The following is a 17,010-nucleotide window of genomic DNA, read 5'->3' as shown; positions in this document are numbered from 1 at the left end:
CACCGGGGCATCACTGGATGATGAAATTGCGGAAGTAGACCGCATCGACGCCGCCGAAGCCCTCGTTCTGCTTCAGCACCGTGTTGATTTCGGCGGTCATCCGCTTTTGCAGGCGGTCCTTGCCCTCGACGGTGGTGATCTCGTCCTCGGTGGTGTCGGCGAGGACCGCCAGCAGGCGCGAGCGGATCGCCAGTTCGTGCTTCTTCAGCCACATCAGCACGCGTCCGTCACGCCGGGTGGAGCAGGCGAGCGAGACCTGCACCAGCGCATCCGAGCCCTTGAGATTCGAGGTGAACTCGTCCGCGAAAGTGTAATAGGCGACGCGGTATTCGTCGCCGCCTTCGCCCTCGACTTCCGCGCCGCCGCCTTCCTCGCCGCCTTCGGCCTTGGGGGCATAGGGGTCTTCCTCCCCCTTGCGGATGAGCTTGGGAACGTCCGGTTCCTTGACCTTGCCGTGCTCGCCACCGCCCAGCAGCCCGACCTGCATCGCCCCATAGGCCCCGCCGCCGCCCACGCCGAGCAGGACGAGCGCGCCCAGCAGCAGCGGCAGCTTGCTCTTCTTCTTGGCAGGCTTGTCGTCCTGAGGGGCGGCGTCACTCACGATCGGTATCCTTCATGAAAAACAGGGGAGGTCAGGCGTAGAGGCCGCTGGCCAGCGGGCCGCTGCGGGGCGAAGACGGCGCGGTGTCGCTGCCGGGGAAGCCGGTGCCGGAGCCACCGTTGCGCGCCGGGCGGGTGTCCGCCGCAGCGTTCCCGCGCGCGGTGTCGCGCTGCTGCTGGCCGCTGTTCGAGGCGGCGGTATTGCCGGACGGGGCGCCGTGGGCGGACGCAGAACCGCCGCCGGAGGTCGCATTGCCATCCTGCCGTTGTTGGTTGCTCTCGCCGCGCGGTTCGCTGCCGTGGCGCGAGGGCGCCTGCTGCTGCGCCTCGCCCTGCATCCGCTCGCGCGCGGTATCGGCTCCGGCGGCGAGCGCGGCCTGAACGGCGGGCGCAAACGTCGGGTCGAGGCTGGCCATGGTGACGCTGAGCCCGCCGTCCTCGTGGCGCAGGGCCAGGTTCACGCGCCCGAACTCGGCATGGACCAGCGCGGTCTGCACGACCTGCGGCGTCACCGCCTCGCGCGCTTCGTTGAGCCTCTGGACCAGCGTGGCGAAGTCCTGCGGGGCTTCGGGCGAGGGGGCGATGGTCGTCGGTGCCGTGGTGGGTGCGAGAGTTGGAGCGGGGGCGCTTGCCAGCGGCGCCGTCGTGACGGGATCGGTGGCAGGTTCGGGGTCATGCGGGCGTGATGGCGCTGATGGCACGTCCTGTGTGGCCGTCGAGGACACCGACATCGGTGCGGACGGCGTCTGCGCTATCGGGGCATCGACGGGGGCTTCCGGCGCTTGCGGGACAGCAGCAGTAGTCACTTCCGGCAGGGGACGGGCGCCTGCCTTCAGCATTTCCGAGGTCGCGGTCATCGGGGCGGGACCCGGTGCGACGACCGGCGCGGTCAGCCGTACCTCCGGCATGTCCGCAGTACGGCCTTGCTCCATGGCGACAGGCTGTGCGGAAGGCGGAAGGCCGGTTGGTGCAGGGATGTTCGGAGCACGGCCTTCCGGCGGAGCCTCGGGCAATTGCAGCGGCAGGGCGACAGGCCCGGTATTCGCGGTAGGCACCACAGCGGGCACTGCGGCAGGCGGGGCCGCACGGATCGGCGACGGCGTGGAAGGGGACGTCGGAGCCGCCGTCGCGACCATGGGCGCGCGCGCGTTTCGGGTCTGAAGCAGCGCCAGCGCTCCTGCGGTCCCGGTGTTCGCGGCAGGCTGCGGATTTTCGGGGAGCGAAGGTTCCGGCACTGGGGTCGGCGTCTCGCTGTTCGCCATCTGCGGTGCGGCAATCGGCGTTTCGCCCGATATCCCGTGCGATATCTTGTCTGTCGTTTTGCCAGAGGGCTTCTCGGCGGACCTGTTCTGCTCCGCCTCCCGTATCGCGTTTGCCGCGACTTTTTCGCGCCCCGGCAAGATCTTGCCGCCCTTGCCGGAAGGCTCCGCAGGGCTTGCCTTCGGGGCCGCGCTTTCGGGGGCGGGGGCAGGCGGAATCTTCGCGGCAGGTTCGGCAGCAGGTTCGACGGGAGCGGCCTGCAAAGCATTGCCGCCGATCTTTGTCGGAGCCGGTGCGCTGGCGTCCAGAACCTGCGAAAAATCGAGCGGCGCGGTGCCTGCGGACGATCCTGCGGGCGCTGGAAGGCCCTCTGCCGGACCGGCTTTCACGCCTGCTTTCAGCAGATTGGCGCCGGGAAGGGACGGCAGGGCAGGCGAGGGCGAGGAGATCATGTGCGCACAGGTCCTTGGGGTCAGTCGAGACCGATGCTATTCACGATCCGTGCCAGATTCCTCGGCGCTGCTTTTACGCATGCCGCCCAGCACTTGCGGCTGGGTGGTGCGGGCGATCAGGCGGGCCTGAAGCTGGGCGCGTTCCTCCACGGCGGCACGACGGCGTTCCGCCTCGCCCAGCTGTTTCATCCGGGAATCGGCAATGTTCTGGGCGCGTTGCGTGTCGTGCTCGGTGCTTTTCACAAGCCGGTTCAGACCGGACACAAACGCCCCGAGACGCACCAGAGAAGCTCCGTCGGCCATGTCCGTGCGGCTGGCATAGCCTTGCGCCATGGCCTGCGTGCGTTCGCTCAGCGCGCGCAGCTGGCCCAGCGTGCCTTCCGCTGCCGCCGCCTCCAGCATGGCGGTCCGCTTGGCCACTGCGCGGACCTTTTCCAGCCGGTGCAGCCGGGCCAGCTTGGCGCGTGCCTCACGGCTCATGACAGCACCTCGTGCCAATGCATCATGACAGCAGCCCGGCGAGCTGGCTGGCGCTGGTGGCAAGATCGATCGTCTCGTCGGCATCCTGTTTCAGGAACTGGGTGAGGCTGGCCTGCATGGCGATGGCGCGGTCGAGCTGCGGGTCGGCCCCGGCGCGATAGGCGCCCATCAGCACCAGATCGCGGTTCGCCTCGTAACTGGCGGTGAGCGCGCGGAACGTGCCTGCAAGCCGCCGGTGCTCGACGGGTACGATATCGTTCATCACCCGGCTGAGCGAGGCGGCGATGTCCACTGCCGGGTACTGCCCGCGCTGCGCCAGTTCGCGCGAGAGCGCGATGTGCCCGTCGAGGATCGCGCGGGCGGTATCGACCACCGGATCGTCCTGGTTGTCGCCGTCCGCCAGCACCGTGTAGAGCCCGGTGATCGAGCCGCCGCTGGCTTTCGAGTTGCCCGCCCGCTCGACCAGCTTGGTGATCGTCGCCAGTGCCGAGGGCGGATAGCCCCGCGCCGCGCCCGGCTCGCCCAGGAGGAGCCCGATCTCGCGCGCGGCATGGGCGACGCGGGTGAGGCTGTCGAGGATCAGCAGCACGCCCTTGCCCTGCGCGCGGAAGTGCTCGGCCATGGCGGTCGCCAGCATCGCCCCGCGCAGGCGCAAGTTGGGCGCGTGGTCGGCAGGCACGGCGACGATGGCGGTCCGGTGGCGGATTTCGCCCTCCATGTGCCGCTCGACGAAATCGGATACCTCGCGCGCGCGTTCGCCGATCAGGCCGACGACGATCGCTTCGGCGCCCCTGGCCTTGGCGGCACCGCGCGCGATCATGTCGATCAGCACCGACTTGCCGACGCCCGATCCCGCCATCACCCCCACGCGCTGGCCGACGCCGAAGGTGATCATCGCGTTGAGCGAGCGCACCCCGGTATCGAAGGGAATGCGCACCGGGCTGCGATCGAGCGCGGAGGCGCGGATGCCGCCTGCGGGGGCCTCGTCGCGCCAGGCGATGGGCAGGCCGCCGTCGATCGGGTGGCCCTCACCATCGACCGCGCGGCCGAGGAACGCCTCGCCCACCGGCAGCATGCCGGGGCGGCCTTCGGGCACCACGCGGGCGCCGGGGCGCAGCGAGACGGTATCGCCCAGAAGCATCATCATCGTCTTGCCGCCGCGAAAGCCGATGACTTCGGCGGCCAGCGGCTTCTCGCGGCGATAGGCAACGCGGCAGATCGCGCCGACCGGCACCGAAATGCCCATCACTTCGAGCAGGCCGCCGTCGCAGGCGGTGACGACGCCGTAGCGGCGCGGGGCCAGATCGAGCGCGGTCTCGCCGATTTCGGCGAACAGGGTGCCGAGCATGTCGTTCTGAGAAGTGCTCAGCATGGGCGCGTATTCAGCACTGGTGGAGCGCTTCGCGGATCGCCTCGCGCCACAGGGCGGGGCTGTCCTCGACGCCGCCGCAGGCGGCCTCGACGCGCACGGTGCCGCGCTCCAGCGAAGGATCGGGCTCCACCTTCCAGTCGGGCGAGAGGCGCTCGGCCACCAGTTTCAGATCCTCGGGATGCAGGCGCACCACGCGCTCGTCGTCGGCGCGCGCCAGCATGCCTGCGGCCTTGGCGACGCGGCGGGAGAGCGCTTCGGGATCGAGGGTCATCGGCGCGATCGCGGCCTCGCACAGCGCGGCGACCGTTTCGCGCAGGCGCAGGCGCAGTTCCTCTTCCATCCGCGTGTTCATCCGCGCGAAGGCGAGGGTGAGCGCTTCGACCGCTTGCGCCGCCTCGGCCTGCTGCGCGGCGGCTTCGGCGGCGGCCTGATGGAAGCCCGCCTCGAACCCCTGCGACCAGGCATCGGCAACCGGATCGCTGAGCGGCGCAGGCGCGATCCCCGGCGGCAGCTGGCCTTCGGGCAGCGGGCGCGCTGTGGTGAAGCGCGGCGACGCATCGAAGCGGTTGTCGGCGCGGAACCCGCGCGAAACGGTAAGCTCGCCCGACAGCGAGACGGGACGGGGCGTGAAGCGGAACCCGAAGTCAGACATAGTCGTCGTCTCCCGAACCGAACACCAGCACGCCTTCGGTGGCGAGGCGACGGGCGGTGGCGACCACCGCTTTCTGCGCGGCGACCACATCGGCCAGCTTCACCCGGCCGCGCGCGGCGATCTCGTCCTTCACGCCATCGGCGGCGCGGCTGGACATGGCGCGGAAGAATACCTCGCGCTCGTCTTCGGAGACGCCTTTCAGCGCATCGATCAGCGTCTCGTTCGGGGTGTCGCGCAGCAGCGCGCCCATCGCCTGCGGATCGAGCACGAAGAGATGCTCGAACTTGAACATCTCCTCTTCGATCAGCCTGGCCAGCTTCTTGTCGGCCTTGCCGATCTCGCCCATCACCCGCTTTTCCACCAGCTTGCCGACGCCGTTGATGATGCCCGCGGCCTCGCGCACACCACCCATCGTCAGCGCCTGACGGCCATGGCACTTGGTGATGCGCCGGGTCAGCAGGTCGTCGAGCATGGCCAGCGCATGGGGGCGACCGGGCCGAGCGTGGCAACGCGGTGGACGATCTCGGCCTGCTCCGCCTCGGGCAGGGCGTGAAGCACTTGCGCCGCGATTTCGGCTTCCAGCTGCACCAGCAGCACGGCGATGACCTGCGGATGCTCGCCCACGATCAGCGGCACGATGGCAGACGGCACCAGCCAGCGCGCGAGTTCCAGCGGCGAGGTGCGCGGCGCCTCGGGGGCAATGCGGTGCATCAGGTTGTCAGCCTTCACCTCGCCCACTGCACGCGTCATCATCGTGTGGACCTGCTCGCGCCGGGCGTGCGCGGTGATGCCCATCGCCTCGCTGGTCTCGACGAAGCCGGTGATGGCGCCCGCGATCACGTCCGGTCCGATCTCGCCCAGCGCGACCATCTTCTCGCCCAGCAGCCGCAATTCGCGCGGGTCGAGTTCGGAGAGGATGCGCGCGGAATGCACCTCGTCCAGCAGCATCACCATGATCGCGGCTTTATCCGCCGTAAGGTCCGCCGTCAGCGCCGCCTGCTCGCTCATCGCGCACCTGCCGCCCCGGCATCGGCCGGGTCTTTCAGCATCTGGCGCAGCGCCTGCACCGCCTGCTCGGGCTTTTCGGAGACCAGCCGCTGGGCGAGGTTGACCTGCGCGCTCAGCAGATCGGCGCGCGAGACATCGACCTGCACGCCCTCGGTCGAGCGGACCGGCACAGCTTGCGGGGCAGAAAGTGCGGCGGCGGCGATGTCGGCGGGGTTGCTGCCTTTTGCCTGCTTCTTCGACGAACCATCGCCGCGCAGCGCCTTCAGCGCCGGGCGCACGCCGAGCAGCAGGACCAGCAGCACTGCCAGCAATGCGGCGACGTTGCGTACCACGATGGCGAACCACGGTGTCTCGTAGAACGCGGGCGCGACCGTCTCGTCCGGCTGGAAGGTGCGCATGATGACTTTCACCTGATCGCCGCGCTGGGTGTCTGCGCCCACGGCGGCGGAGATCAGCTGTTGCAGGTCGGTGACGTCCGTCGCCTTGCCGTTCTTCATCGCCTCGCGGCTGACCGCGACGGCCACCGAAATGCGCTTGAGGTCGCCGGGGTGGTTGTTGGTCACTTCGACCTGACGGCCCAGTTCGTAGTTGCGTGTCGAGCTGCTTTCGCCGTTGCTCGGAGGTGTGGCGCCGGGCGCAGGCGGAGCAGTGCCCTGAGGCGGGGCGGCTTGTACCTGGGTGGCGGGTGGAGGCGTGTTCGACAGCACGCCCGGCACGCCGCCTGTCTGTCCCGGCGCGCTGCTCTGCGACTGCTGTTGCGTTTCCGAGCGCACCACGCCGTCCTTGTCGTAGCTTTCCCGCGCCGAGGTGATCTCGTTCATGTCCAGCTGGACCTGGATCTCGGACGAGAAGTTGCCCTGTCCCAGCATCGGCGTGAGCAGCTGGTCCACCTGATCGCGCAGCTTGGCCTCCATGCGCGATTGCAGGTCGAACACGCTGTCCTTGCCAGCATCGGGATCGGACAGCAGGTCGCCGTGCTGATCGACCACGCGCACGGCCTCGGCGGTCAGCCCCGGCACCGATCCGGCAACGAGGTTGACGATCGCGCGCACCTGCCCATCGCTCAGAGTGCGGCCACGGGCCAGGCGCACCATCACCGAGGCGCTGGGCGGGGTATTGTCGCGCACGAACACCGATCTTTCGCCCTGTGCCAGATGGACGCGGACGGCTTCCACCCCGTCGATCTCCATGATCGAAAGCTGGAGGTCGTGCTCGCGCGCCGAGCGCAGCCGCTCACCCTCCAGCGTGCGGCTGGCGCCCATCGGCAGCTTGTCGAGCATGGCATCGCCGCTTTCGGGCGCGGCGAGCGCGCCGTCCGAGGCGACCAGCATGCGCGCCTTGTAATAGTCGCCTTCGGGCACGGTCAGCGCGCCGGACTGGTTGTCGATGATGTACGTGATCCCCGCCTGCTCCAGCGCGGCGGCAACGCTGGCGCGCTCGCTGTCGTCGAGCTGTGAATAGAGCGTGCGTTGCGGCGAGGGGCTCAGCATCGACCACGCCAGGAGCGCGCCGCCGATCGCGGCAAGGCCGACGAAGGCGGGCAGCATCTTCCTGACCGCAGGCTGCGCGGTGAAGCCCGAAACGCGCGTCAGTACCGAACCACCTCCGGGAAAGGAGATCGCGGGGCCGGTGGTGGCAGGAACGATATCGGCCATAGGGTCAGACGCCCATCCTCATGATGTCCTGATAGGCGGACAGCAGCTTGTTGCGGACCTGGAGTGTCACCTCGAACGCGACCCCGGCTTCCTGCCGGGCGAGCATGACCTTGGCGACGTCGGTCACTTCGCCGCGCTCGTAGGCGGTGGAGAGATCCTCGGCGCGGTTCTGCACGCCGCTGACACCATCGAGTGCGGATTTCAGCGAATCCGCGAACCCGCCGGAAGGGCTGGTGCCTCCGACGGATTGCGAGGCCCCGGCCTGTCCGGTCTGGCTGGCATCCTTGGAAGCATGCAACTGCTGGAGGAGGTCGGAGCGGGCAATGATCTGCTGGCGCATCGCCAGAATCTGCTGGATGCCGCCGCCCGCACCGAGCCCGCCTATTCCCGAAGTGCCGCTCATCGGGCGCTACCGGCCATGCGGCCGACCTCGATCCCGGCCTCGCGCATCGAGGCGAGGCGATAGCGCAGCGTGCGCTCGGAAATGCCCAGTTCGCGCGCGGCGCGCAGGCGGTTGCCGCCGCAGGCTTCCAGCACTTCGAGGATCACCCGCGCTTGCGAGGTCTGGACCACGCTGGCGAGGTTGTGATCCCTGCCGGTGTTGCTGCTTTCGGCGTTGGCGTGCTCGGGGCTGGCGGGAAGCTCTACCAGTGGCGCGGTGAAGGGCGAGGATGCGAAAGGCTGGACCAGCCGCGCCGGGCGGTCGAACACGATATGCTCGGGCTCGATCAGCGCGGAGCCTTGCGCCAGCAGCAGCGCGCGGCGGATGACGTTCTCCAGTTCGCGCACGTTGCCGGGCCACGAATGCAGCTTGAGCAATGCCAGCGAGGCTTCGGACAGGCAGGGGATGGCCTTGGGGTCATGCGCCCGATCCTGCGAATGCCGTAGCACCATCGCGCAGGCGAGCGGGGCGATGTCGTCCGCCCGTTCGCGCAACGGCGCCAGCTGGAGCGGGAAGACGTTGAGGCGATAGAACAGGTCGGCGCGGAACCGTCCTTCGGCGACTTCGGTGGGCAGGTCGCGGTTGGCGCAGGCGATGATCCGCACGTCCACCTTGATCGCGCGGCTGGCGCCCACGGGGACCACCTCCTGCTCCTGCAACGCGCGCAGCAGCTTGGCCTGAAGCGTCAGCGGCATCTCGGCGATCTCGTCGAGCAGCAGCGTGCCGCCGTCCGCCGCGCGCATGAAGCCTTCGGACGCCGCCGTCGCGCCGGTGAAGGCGCCTTTCTGGTGGCCGAACAGCATGGCCTCCAGCATCGTTTCGGGCATCGCGGCGCAGTTGACCGCGATGAACGGCTTGTCGGCGCGGGGGCTGCGGGCATGGATGAAGCGGCTGAGCACTTCCTTGCCGGTGCCGGTGGGGCCGTTGATCAGCACGGGAATGTCGCTGGCGGCGAGCCGCTCGGCCAGCGCGAAGACGGCAAGGCTCTGCGGATCGGCGGCGATCGGCTCCTGCGGCCCGGCGAGCGCGGCGAGCACGAGCGCGAGCGCGCCCTCACTGGCGGGGTCGGCATAGGTCAGCAGGATGCGGTTGCCGCCCTCGCGGGTAAGCGCCGGTTTCGATCCGCGCGCCAGACCGACCACGCGGCTGCGCGGGCGTGCCGGGCGGTGTTGTTCCGCGTCACGCAGGTCGATGGCGGCAATGTCGTAGAGCGAGGCGGCGATCCCCGCCGCGCGGCGGGCGAGCGGCCCATGCTCGCGCGAGATGCTCCAGGATTTTTCGGTGTCGAAGGCTGTATCGACCATAGTCCCAAGTCCTCGTTGGAATGTACCAGGTTCCGGACTCGGGTATGCGCGCGAATGGCCAATCTTTTGAAAACCCTACCCCTCGGGTTTGCCCGTAGGAGAAAGGATGCGCGCGCTTGCGGGTGATCGCGCGGGATGTTGGCAAAGGATTGCAGCGGCAGGGTTTTGCCGTTTGCAGGCGGCAGGATCGTGGAGGCCGTACAAAGGCGCATCGGGGCATCCTGCCAAAAAAATCGACCGACCCTGCTTAAAAACCGACGCGCCCTGCCGGTCTGGCTGGTGACGGTGCTGCCGGATGGTCCGGGGTCGCCGCGAAGCGATTTTCCAGACTTATCAAAGGGTAATTTATCATGTCAGTGATCAACACGAACATTTCGGCGATTCGGGCAAGCAATGCGTCGGCAGCGGCGGACAAGGCGCTGGGCACGGCGATGGAGCGGCTGTCGACCGGCAAGCGGATCAACTCGGCCAAGGACGACGCGGCGGGTCTGGCGATCTCCACCTCGATGACCTCGCAGATCAAAGGCATGAGCCAGGGCATCCGCAACGCCAACGACGGCATCTCGCTGGCGCAGACCGCCGAGGGCGCGCTGTCGGAAGTCACCAACATGCTCCAGCGGGTCCGCGAACTGGCGGTGCAGTCGGCCTCGGGCACCTATCAGGCCTCGGACCGCACGGCGATGCAGTCGGAAGTGACGGCGCTGACGGCGCAGATCTCGGACGTGATGACGCAGACCAAGTTCAACGGCAACGCGCTGTTCTCGACCACGGCAGGCACCGACAAGACCTTCGATATCCAGACCGGCGCCAATGCGGGTGAAAAGGTGACGCTGACCAGCACCGCGATCGACGGCACCAACCTGACCGCCGCCGCGCTCGACGTTTCGGACGCGACCAAGGCAGCCGCGACGATGACCAGCGTGGGCAACGCGCTCGACGACGTGAACGCCACCCGCGCCTCGCTGGGCGCAGGCCAGAACCGCCTCGAATCGGCGATCAACACGCTGACCAGCAACAGCACCAACCTCTCGGACGCGAAATCGCGCATCGAGGATGCCGACTATTCGACCGAAACCACCGCGATGGCCAAGGCCCAGATCCTCTCGCAAGCCTCCACCGCGATGCTCTCGCAGGCCAACCAGAGCCAGCAGAACGTCCTCTCGCTGCTGCGCTGACAGGCTGAAAGAGAGCCGCTTCGGGTCGCATCGAGGCGCTGCAAAAGCACGGCATACCAAAGAAGTACCCCGGCCTGCCGCAAAGCGGCGGGTCGCGGGCCGGGCGGGTTTCCCCAAACCCTCCCGGCCCGTTTGCATTGGTCCGAATGGCGGTGATGGCAAAGGGGCCAGCTGTTGCGCAATGGCAACTGCAAATCATTTTCGGATACCAGCCATTGAGAGGCGTTCTCAATAGCAGTAGGGGCGCCTTACGAATTTGTAACGGAAGGTATCCCGATGTCGAAGAATCTCGCCCGCACCCGGCTTCTGACCAGTGCGGCGGCCTGTCTCGCAACTTTCGCACTGGCTAGCCCGGCGCTGGCAGATGCCGCCGATGCCGCTGCGCCGGATAGCGATCAGCGCGAGTCGATCGTCGTCACCGGGGCACGCCCCATCACCGAGGCCAGTTCGAGCACCAAGACCGATCTGCCGATCGCGGAAACGCCGCAGTCGGTTTCGGTGATCGATTCCAAGCGAATCGCTGATCTGGGTATCCAGAACCTCAATCAGGCGCTGCGCTTCGTGGCCGGTGTCACGCCGGAAACCCGCGGTGCTTCGGCCGAAGTCTACGACCAGTTCAAGCTGCGTGGCTTTGACGTTGATACCTATCTCGATGGCCTGAAGCAGTACGGTAGCGCCACCGGTTACGCCGTGCCGCAGGTGGACATGTCGCGTCTCGATCGCATCGAAGTGATCAAGGGCGCGTCCTCGTCGCTCTATGGTGCATCGAGCCCAGGCGGACTCGTCAACGAGCAGAGCAAGCTGCCGATCGACAAGGAGTTCTACGGCGCCGTTGCAGGTTCCTATGGCACCTACAACCAGTACCGCGTCGATGCCGACGTGGGCGGCAAGATCGGCAACGGCGTGCTGTGGCGCCTTTACGGCAGCGCCAACGGTGCGGACGACCAGCAGACCATGGGCGAGGGCAAGCGCCGTCGCGAAACCGTGTCGGGCGCGGTCACGCTGGGCGCCGGCACCTCGACCGACTTCACGGTGCTGGCCGCCTATTCGCACGATCCGTTCAACGGCAACTACGGCGTGTTCCCGGAATACGGCACGCTGACCGCCAATCCGGAAGGCAAGATTTCGACGAAGTTCTACGGCGGTGAGCCGGACGACTACTTCAGCCGCGAGCAGTTCGGCCTGACGTACATCTTCAACCACGACTTCGGCGGTGGCTGGAAGTTCCGCTCGGCGGCGCGCTACCAGTATGTGAAGAGCGACCTCGGCATCGTCTACACGGGCGGCGGCTATCTCAGCGACACCGATTACACGCGCTATTCCTATGCGACAGCAGAGCAGTTGAACACGTTCACGTACGACAACCAGCTGACCGGCACCGTCAACACCGGCCCGGTTGAGCACAAGCTGCTGTTCGGTGTGGACCGGCAGGTCGCGCATTCGAGCGAGCTTTACGCCTTCGGCGGTGCGACGGACATCAACCCCTACGATCCGGTCTATGGCACCACCGCGACGCCGAGCGATCCGTACCATGTGCTGAATTACGACCTCGACGGTTACGCGACGCCGAGCCTGTCCAAGGCACAGCAGCGCCAGCAGGGCATCTATGCGCAGGACCAGATCTCGGTTGGCGGTCTGCGCGTGCTCGCCAGCGGTCGCTATGACTGGGCTCGCGGCGCGGTGCAGACGACCACCTCGGGCGTTACCACCTCCAGTCTCCAGCACGATCACAAGTTCACCTATCGTGTGGCCGCGCTGTACAAGACCAGCCTGGGCATTTCGCCTTATGTGAGCTACTCCACCTCGTTCCAGCCCAACACGAGCGTGCTGTCCGATCTCTCCATCGCCAAGCCGACCACTGGCAAGCAGATCGAGGCTGGTGCCAAGTATCAGATTCCCGGCACCGATATCCTGATGTCGGCGGCGTACTTCCACATCGACCAGAGCAATCTGGTCGTCACGGCCCCTGCGCCGACCAACTACGTCACCCAGAGCGGCAAGGTCCGTTCGCAGGGCGTCGAGGTCGAGGCTTCGGGCTCGCTGCCCTACGGCTTCGACTTCCATCTGGCGTTCAGCCGCCAGAGCGTGAAGACGATCAAGGACACCAACCCCGACAACGTCGGCAAGGGGCTGGCCGTCGTCGGCAAGGGCGGCACTTCGGCGAACATCAACTGGTCGGCACCGGAAGACAGCGTGCTGGCGGGCTTCAAGATCGGCGGCGTGGTCCGTCATGTCGATGAAGTCTATGCCGGAAACTCGATCTATACGCCGGGCTACACCGTGTTCGACGCACTGGCGCGCTTCAATCTCGGCAAGCTCAGCAACACCTTGCAGGGCGTCACGGTGGGCGTGAATGCCACCAATATCTTTGACAAGAAGTACCTGACCAGCTGCTACGCGGCCTATGGCTGGTGCTGGTACGGCCAGCGCCGCACGGTGATGGGCACCATCGGCTTCACCTGGTAAGCCTTCCGGCACTTCGAGTGACCGAAACGAGCGGCGGCGGATCGATACGATCCGCCGCCGTTTCGCGTTTTGAGGGGGCGGAAAATCAGTTCAGCCCGTGATTTCAGTTCAAAACGGTGATCGAGATGCGGCGGTTGCGCGGATCGTGCGGGTCGGCAGGGATCAGCGGTTCCATGTCGGCAACGCCTTCGATGCGGCGGAAGTGGTCGGCGCCCATGCCGTCGCGGATCAGCGCTTGCCGGGTCGCCTCGGCGCGGCCTGCGGAGAGCGACCAGTTGTTGCCGGTGAGGCCCGGCTTGTAGGGCAGCGCGTCGGTATGGCCGCGTACGGTCAGCTGGCCACCGTCGGGGCCGAGAGCCTGCGCGATGGCGCCCAGCAACGCGCTTGCCTCGCCGGTCAGCACGGTCGTGCCCATGCGGAACATCGAGAAATCGGCATTGTCGACCAGATCGACCCGCACGCCCTCGGTGGTGTCGACCAACCGCACCTGTTTGGCGAGGCGGCGCAGTTCGGGGGTGGAGGCGAGCTTGGTTTCCAGCCGCTGCTTGGCGCGGGCGGCGCGCTTGATCTTGGTGCCGCCCTCCAGCTTGCCGCCGGTGGAATCGCGCGGGATCGTGATCGTGCGCGTGCCGCTGCCGCCCGGATGCGGCAGGTTGTCCTTGTCCACCAGCGACGAGCCGCCGAGCAGGCCGTTGGCCGAGCCCGCGCTCTGCTCGCGCGTCTTGACGAGGGTGGGTGCGAAGTAGTCGGCAATGCCCTTGCGCTGTTTCTCGGTGGTGGCGCCGACGATCCACAGCAGCAGGAAGAACGCCATCATCGCGGTCACGAAATCGGCATAGGCGACTTTCCAGGCGCCGCCGTGATGCCCGCCTGCAACGATGGTGATCTTCTTGACGATGATCGGGCGCGGGGGCTCGTTCTTCTGCGTCGCCACCTCAGCGGCCTCTCATCGCGTCGAGCAGCTCGGAGAGGCCGGGGCGGAAGGCGTGGCCAAGGCCCGAGCGCGCGGATTCCACCACCAGCGGCTGCGGCCAGCCGTGCAGGCTTGCGATCACCACCTGCTTCACCGCGTGGAAGATCTGCTCATCCTGCTCGACGATCTGCTTCAACCGCCCGGCCATCGGCGCGACGATCCCGTAGGCCAGCAGCACGCCCATGAAGGTGCCGACCAGCGCCGAGCCGATCATCCCGCCCAGGATCGAGGGCGGCTTGTCGATCGAGCCCATCGTCTTCACCACACCCAGCACGGCGGCGACGATGCCGAGCGCGGGGAGCGCATCGGCCAGCCCCTGCAGCGCGTGCTGCGGCTCGTGCATCTCGTGGAAATGCGTCTTCATCGCATTGTCCATGACGTCTTCCACCGCGTTCACTTCCAGCGTGCCGGAAGAAACGACGATCAGCGTCAGCGTGTCGGCGATCAGGTGGACAAGCGCGTCGTTCCCCAGAATGCGCGGAAACTCGGCGAAGACGGCGGAGGCCTTGGGATCGGTGACATGGCTTTCCAGCGCCACCGGTCCTTCGGCGCGCAGGATCTTCATCAGCCGCGTAACCAGCACGATCACGTCGACATGATCCTGCTTGTTGTGGCGCGGACCCTTGAACACTTTGGCCATGCCTTTGCCCAGCGCCTTCAGCTCATGCATCGAGTTGCCGGTGACGATCGCGCCCACGGCGGCGCCGCCGATGATCAGCATTTCGTGCGGGATCGCCTCCATCACCGGGCCAAGCGCGCCGCCGGTGATGGCAAAGCCGCCGAACACCATCGCCAGCAGGATGACGATGCCGATGATTACGAACATGGTGCGGGGCTTTCTGTCAGGTGCCTGGCTGTCAGGTACTGGGCTGTCAGCTGATCTGGTCGAACAGGCTGAGCGAGGCGAGCTTGGCGAAGCTGGCCTGGCTGGCCTCCAGCACGGTCATCGTCTGCTGCAACCGGGTAACGGCATCGGCGATGTCGACCTGCCCGATGTCGCTTTCCAGCTGGGTGCGGGTGGTCTGGCTGGTGGTGCGCCGGTCGGTGGTGAGGTCGATCCACGCCATCCGCGTGCCGACCACGGTCTGCCCGGTGGTGAGGGCGTTCAGGCCACTGTCGAGGTCGGTCAGGCCCTTGCTGGCCGCTGCCACCGGATCGCCCGAGGTGGTGGACAGCGCATCGGCCAGCCCCTTCATCATCGAGAGCAGGTCGGTCTGGTTGCCATCGGCATCCTTGAAGGTGAGGAACTCCGGCCCGGTCATCGACGGGGTGACGGCTTGCCCTTCGCCCAGCGAGACCGGGCCAGCGCCAGTGCCGCCCGAATAGCTGGGCTTGCCTGCGGCATCGAGCGAATAGGCCGCCGAGCTGCCCTGTCCGCCGAACAGCGCGTTGCCCGAGGAATCCTTCGTATTGGCGAGCGAGAACAGCGTGTCATAGATGCTGCCCAGTTCCGAGCCGATCGCCTTGCGCTGGTCTGGCGAGAGCGTGCCGGTGGACGCCTGCACGGTCAGTTCCTTGGCGCGAGTCAGGGCATCGGCCATGTCGGACATGGTGGCATCGGCCAGTTGCAGGTCCGAACTCGCCTGAGAAGCGGTGGCAGTGTCGATCTTCGAGAGCGCATCGGCGCGCGCCATCAGCCGCAGGCGCGAGGCGGCGACCGGATCGTCGGACGAACGCGTCAGGCGGTTGCCGGTCGAGGCCTGCGTTTGCAGCGTCTCGGCCTGTGCGCGCAGGCTCTTCATGTCGCTGAGCGAACGGTCGTAGAAAGCGCCTGTCGCGGTTGTGACGCCGCTGCCGGGAATGCTGGTCATGGTCTCACCTGATGCCGAGAATGGTGTCGAAGATGTCCGAGGCGACCTGCATTACCCGGCCCGAAGCCTGATAGGCCTGCTGGTAGCGCACGAGGTTCGTGGCCTCCTCGTCGAAATCGACGCCGGTCTGCGCCTTGAGCGCTGCCGAGGTCGTGTCCGCGATGGATTGCAGCGTGTCGCGCGTCACCGTGCGACCGGCGACGGCGCTGGAAATGTCGAACAGCACCTGATCCATCGCCCTGGCGGGCGTGGCACTGTCCCACGCGCTGCGCAGCGCGGTGAGGTTGCTCGCATCGCGGCTTCCCGCAGCAGCCCCGGCAGGCGCGGTCGCCAATGCATCGCCGCCGCTTGCCACCATTGCCATGTCGCCCGCGCCGGTGCCGGAGAACAGCGGCTGGCCCGCGTTGCCCTTGATATCGACGCCTTGCGCTTGCGCGGCGTTCACCGTGCCGATCACCGAGGCGGCCACTGCGTCGAGCTGGCTGCGGGTACTGGCCAACGTGACCAGGGCCTGGCTCTTGCCCGCCAGCGCCCCGGCATCGAGCGTCACCGCCTTGCTGGTCCCGCCGTTCGTCACCGAGAAGGCAATCGTGCCGTCGCTGGCGCTGGTCATCGCCAGGGTTCCGGCACTGGCACCGTTCACCAGCGCCACGCCGGTCGCGCCGCCGAGGGTGACGGTCGCGGTCTTGTCGGCATTGATCGTGGTGGCGATCCCGGTCTGCTGGCTCATCTGTTCGAGCAGGGCGTCGCGCTGGTCGAGCAGGCTGGACTGGTCGCTTGATCCGTCGATGGCGCGCGACAGCTTCTGGTTGACCTTGGCGAGCGCGGCGGCGGCGCTGTTCACGCTGTCGACCCCGCCCTGTGCTTCCAGTCGCAGCCCTTCGCCCGCTGCATCGAGCCCTTGCGCGGCGGTGTTGAAGGTCTGCGCCATGGTGCGCGCCTTCTCCACCGTGGCAGCGCGCAACGAGCCATCGGTAGGCGAGGTGGCAAGCTGCTGGAGGCTGGCCTCGAAATCGACCACCGCATCGTAGGCGCCGGACTGTTCGACGGCGCTCTCGATGCCGGTCAGCCCGGTGACTTCGGCATCTGCGCGCGCGGCATCGGCGCCGGTGCGGCGCACTTCGGCCTGCCGGAAGGTGTCGGCATTGCGGGTGATCCCGGTGATCCGCGTGCCCGAAAGGCTGACGGCGGCCTGCGTCATCGACAGCGTGCCGCCGACCACTTCCACCGTAGTGACGCTGCGCCGGACATAGGTTTCCGAAGCGGCATTGGCGATGTTGCTGGCCGTCACGTCGAGCGCGGCGCGCGAGGCGCGGATGCCGCTCTTGGCAATGGACATCATGTCGGAGGACATCGCCGG

The 17,010-nt window shown here is 67.5% G+C and carries 16 protein-coding genes; 2 read left to right on the top strand and 14 right to left on the bottom strand.

Annotated features, from left to right (window positions below; genetic code table 11):
* Positions 1-10 precede the first annotated feature (10 nt).
* From fliL to CI805_RS00620, 10 genes are read right to left on the bottom strand one after another with little or no spacing between them, the layout of a single operon-like run.
* A complete protein-coding gene (fliL, locus tag CI805_RS00665) occupies positions 11-601 on the bottom strand; it encodes a flagellar basal body-associated protein FliL (RefSeq protein WP_260925067.1) in 591 nt (196 codons plus the stop codon).
* 31 nt (positions 602-632) lie between these two features.
* Positions 633-2,312 (bottom strand): hypothetical protein, encoded by a 1,680-nt coding sequence (locus CI805_RS00660; RefSeq protein ID WP_260925065.1) that lies wholly within the window; start codon positions 2,310-2,312, stop codon positions 633-635.
* Between the two features lie 36 nt (positions 2,313-2,348).
* Positions 2,349-2,792 (bottom strand): hypothetical protein, encoded by a 444-nt coding sequence (locus CI805_RS00655; protein ID WP_260925063.1) that lies wholly within the window; start codon positions 2,790-2,792, stop codon positions 2,349-2,351.
* A gap of 22 nt (positions 2,793-2,814) precedes the next feature.
* Complete coding sequence (locus CI805_RS00650; protein ID WP_409934913.1) at positions 2,815-4,164, bottom strand: FliI/YscN family ATPase; 1,350 nt, start codon at positions 4,162-4,164, stop codon at positions 2,815-2,817.
* Between the two features lie 10 nt (positions 4,165-4,174).
* On the bottom strand, positions 4,175-4,816 hold the full coding sequence (locus CI805_RS00645) for a flagellar assembly protein FliH (protein WP_260925062.1): 642 nt from the start codon (positions 4,814-4,816) through the stop codon (positions 4,175-4,177).
* Positions 4,809-5,288 carry a FliG C-terminal domain-containing protein gene (locus CI805_RS00640; protein ID WP_260925061.1) on the bottom strand — a complete coding sequence of 160 codons (480 nt, stop codon included), beginning with the start codon at positions 5,286-5,288 and terminating at the stop codon, positions 4,809-4,811. Before CI805_RS00640 ends, CI805_RS00645 begins: the two co-directional genes overlap by 8 nt.
* Positions 5,270-5,824: a hypothetical protein gene (locus CI805_RS00635; RefSeq protein ID WP_260925059.1), complete on the bottom strand. Its 555-nt coding sequence runs from the start codon at positions 5,822-5,824 to the stop codon at positions 5,270-5,272. Before CI805_RS00635 ends, CI805_RS00640 begins: the two co-directional genes overlap by 19 nt.
* Positions 5,821-7,479, bottom strand: coding sequence for a flagellar basal-body MS-ring/collar protein FliF (gene fliF / locus CI805_RS00630; RefSeq protein WP_260925057.1), 1,659 nt, complete (start codon positions 7,477-7,479; stop codon positions 5,821-5,823). The genes CI805_RS00635 and fliF overlap by 4 nt, the downstream gene beginning before the upstream one ends.
* Before the next feature lie 4 nt (positions 7,480-7,483).
* Positions 7,484-7,882 carry a flagellar hook-basal body complex protein FliE gene (gene fliE / locus CI805_RS00625; protein WP_260925055.1) on the bottom strand — a complete coding sequence of 133 codons (399 nt, stop codon included), beginning with the start codon at positions 7,880-7,882 and terminating at the stop codon, positions 7,484-7,486.
* Positions 7,879-9,225 carry a sigma-54 interaction domain-containing protein gene (locus tag CI805_RS00620; protein ID WP_260925046.1) on the bottom strand — a complete coding sequence of 449 codons (1,347 nt, stop codon included), beginning with the start codon at positions 9,223-9,225 and terminating at the stop codon, positions 7,879-7,881. The genes fliE and CI805_RS00620 overlap by 4 nt, the downstream gene beginning before the upstream one ends.
* Before the next feature lie 350 nt (positions 9,226-9,575).
* Between CI805_RS00620 and CI805_RS00615 the strand changes: the two genes are divergently transcribed.
* Positions 9,576-10,400, top strand: a complete 825-nt coding sequence (locus CI805_RS00615; RefSeq protein WP_260923104.1) for a flagellin — start codon at positions 9,576-9,578, stop codon at positions 10,398-10,400.
* Between the two features lie 276 nt (positions 10,401-10,676).
* Complete coding sequence (locus CI805_RS00610; RefSeq protein WP_260925044.1) at positions 10,677-12,866, top strand: TonB-dependent siderophore receptor; 2,190 nt, start codon at positions 10,677-10,679, stop codon at positions 12,864-12,866.
* A 103-nt stretch (positions 12,867-12,969) separates the two neighbouring features.
* On the opposite strand, the gene CI805_RS00605 is transcribed toward CI805_RS00610, so the two are convergent.
* The 4 genes from CI805_RS00605 to flgK are packed head-to-tail and all read right to left on the bottom strand — an operon-like array spanning position 12,970 to position 17,004.
* Positions 12,970-13,800, bottom strand: a complete 831-nt coding sequence (locus CI805_RS00605) for a flagellar motor protein MotB (protein ID WP_260925042.1) — start codon at positions 13,798-13,800, stop codon at positions 12,970-12,972.
* Position 13,801: 1 nt separating this feature from the next.
* Positions 13,802-14,665: a flagellar motor stator protein MotA gene (motA, locus tag CI805_RS00600; RefSeq protein WP_260925040.1), complete on the bottom strand. Its 864-nt coding sequence runs from the start codon at positions 14,663-14,665 to the stop codon at positions 13,802-13,804.
* Positions 14,666-14,711: 46 nt separating this feature from the next.
* Complete coding sequence (gene flgL / locus CI805_RS00595) at positions 14,712-15,650, bottom strand: flagellar hook-associated protein FlgL (RefSeq protein WP_260925038.1); 939 nt, start codon at positions 15,648-15,650, stop codon at positions 14,712-14,714.
* A 4-nt stretch (positions 15,651-15,654) separates the two neighbouring features.
* Entirely contained in the window at positions 15,655-17,004 is a 1,350-nt protein-coding gene (gene flgK / locus CI805_RS00590) for a flagellar hook-associated protein FlgK (RefSeq protein WP_260925036.1), read from the bottom strand.
* Between the last annotated feature and the right edge of the window lie 6 nt (positions 17,005-17,010).

The sequence above is a fragment of the Novosphingobium sp. 9 genome (assembly GCF_025340265.1).
In the GTDB taxonomy this organism is placed as follows: Bacteria; Pseudomonadota; Alphaproteobacteria; order Sphingomonadales; family Sphingomonadaceae; genus Novosphingobium.
The sequence above is the reverse complement of the archived record's forward strand: the minus strand, read 5'-3'. Positions and strand labels throughout refer to the sequence as shown.

Coding starts and splice junctions, on each gene's coding strand:
- CI805_RS00660 (WP_260925065.1), bottom strand. CDS start 2,312: ATGATCTCCTCGCCCTCGCCTGCCCTGCCGTCCCTTCCCGGCGCCAAT.
- CI805_RS00655 (WP_260925063.1), bottom strand. CDS start 2,792: ATGAGCCGTGAGGCACGCGCCAAGCTGGCCCGGCTGCACCGGCTGGAA.
- CI805_RS00650 (WP_409934913.1), bottom strand. CDS start 4,164: ATGCTGAGCACTTCTCAGAACGACATGCTCGGCACCCTGTTCGCCGAA.
- CI805_RS00645 (WP_260925062.1), bottom strand. CDS start 4,816: ATGTCTGACTTCGGGTTCCGCTTCACGCCCCGTCCCGTCTCGCTGTCG.
- CI805_RS00640 (WP_260925061.1), bottom strand. CDS start 5,288: ATGCTCGACGACCTGCTGACCCGGCGCATCACCAAGTGCCATGGCCGT.
- CI805_RS00635 (WP_260925059.1), bottom strand. CDS start 5,824: ATGAGCGAGCAGGCGGCGCTGACGGCGGACCTTACGGCGGATAAAGCC.
- fliF (WP_260925057.1), bottom strand. CDS start 7,479: ATGGCCGATATCGTTCCTGCCACCACCGGCCCCGCGATCTCCTTTCCC.
- fliE (WP_260925055.1), bottom strand. CDS start 7,882: ATGAGCGGCACTTCGGGAATAGGCGGGCTCGGTGCGGGCGGCGGCATC.
- CI805_RS00620 (WP_260925046.1), bottom strand. CDS start 9,225: ATGGTCGATACAGCCTTCGACACCGAAAAATCCTGGAGCATCTCGCGC.
- CI805_RS00615 (WP_260923104.1), top strand. CDS start 9,576: ATGTCAGTGATCAACACGAACATTTCGGCGATTCGGGCAAGCAATGCG.
- CI805_RS00610 (WP_260925044.1), top strand. CDS start 10,677: ATGTCGAAGAATCTCGCCCGCACCCGGCTTCTGACCAGTGCGGCGGCC.
- motA (WP_260925040.1), bottom strand. CDS start 14,665: ATGTTCGTAATCATCGGCATCGTCATCCTGCTGGCGATGGTGTTCGGC.
- flgL (WP_260925038.1), bottom strand. CDS start 15,650: ATGACCAGCATTCCCGGCAGCGGCGTCACAACCGCGACAGGCGCTTTC.
- flgK (WP_260925036.1), bottom strand. CDS start 17,004: ATGTCCTCCGACATGATGTCCATTGCCAAGAGCGGCATCCGCGCCTCG.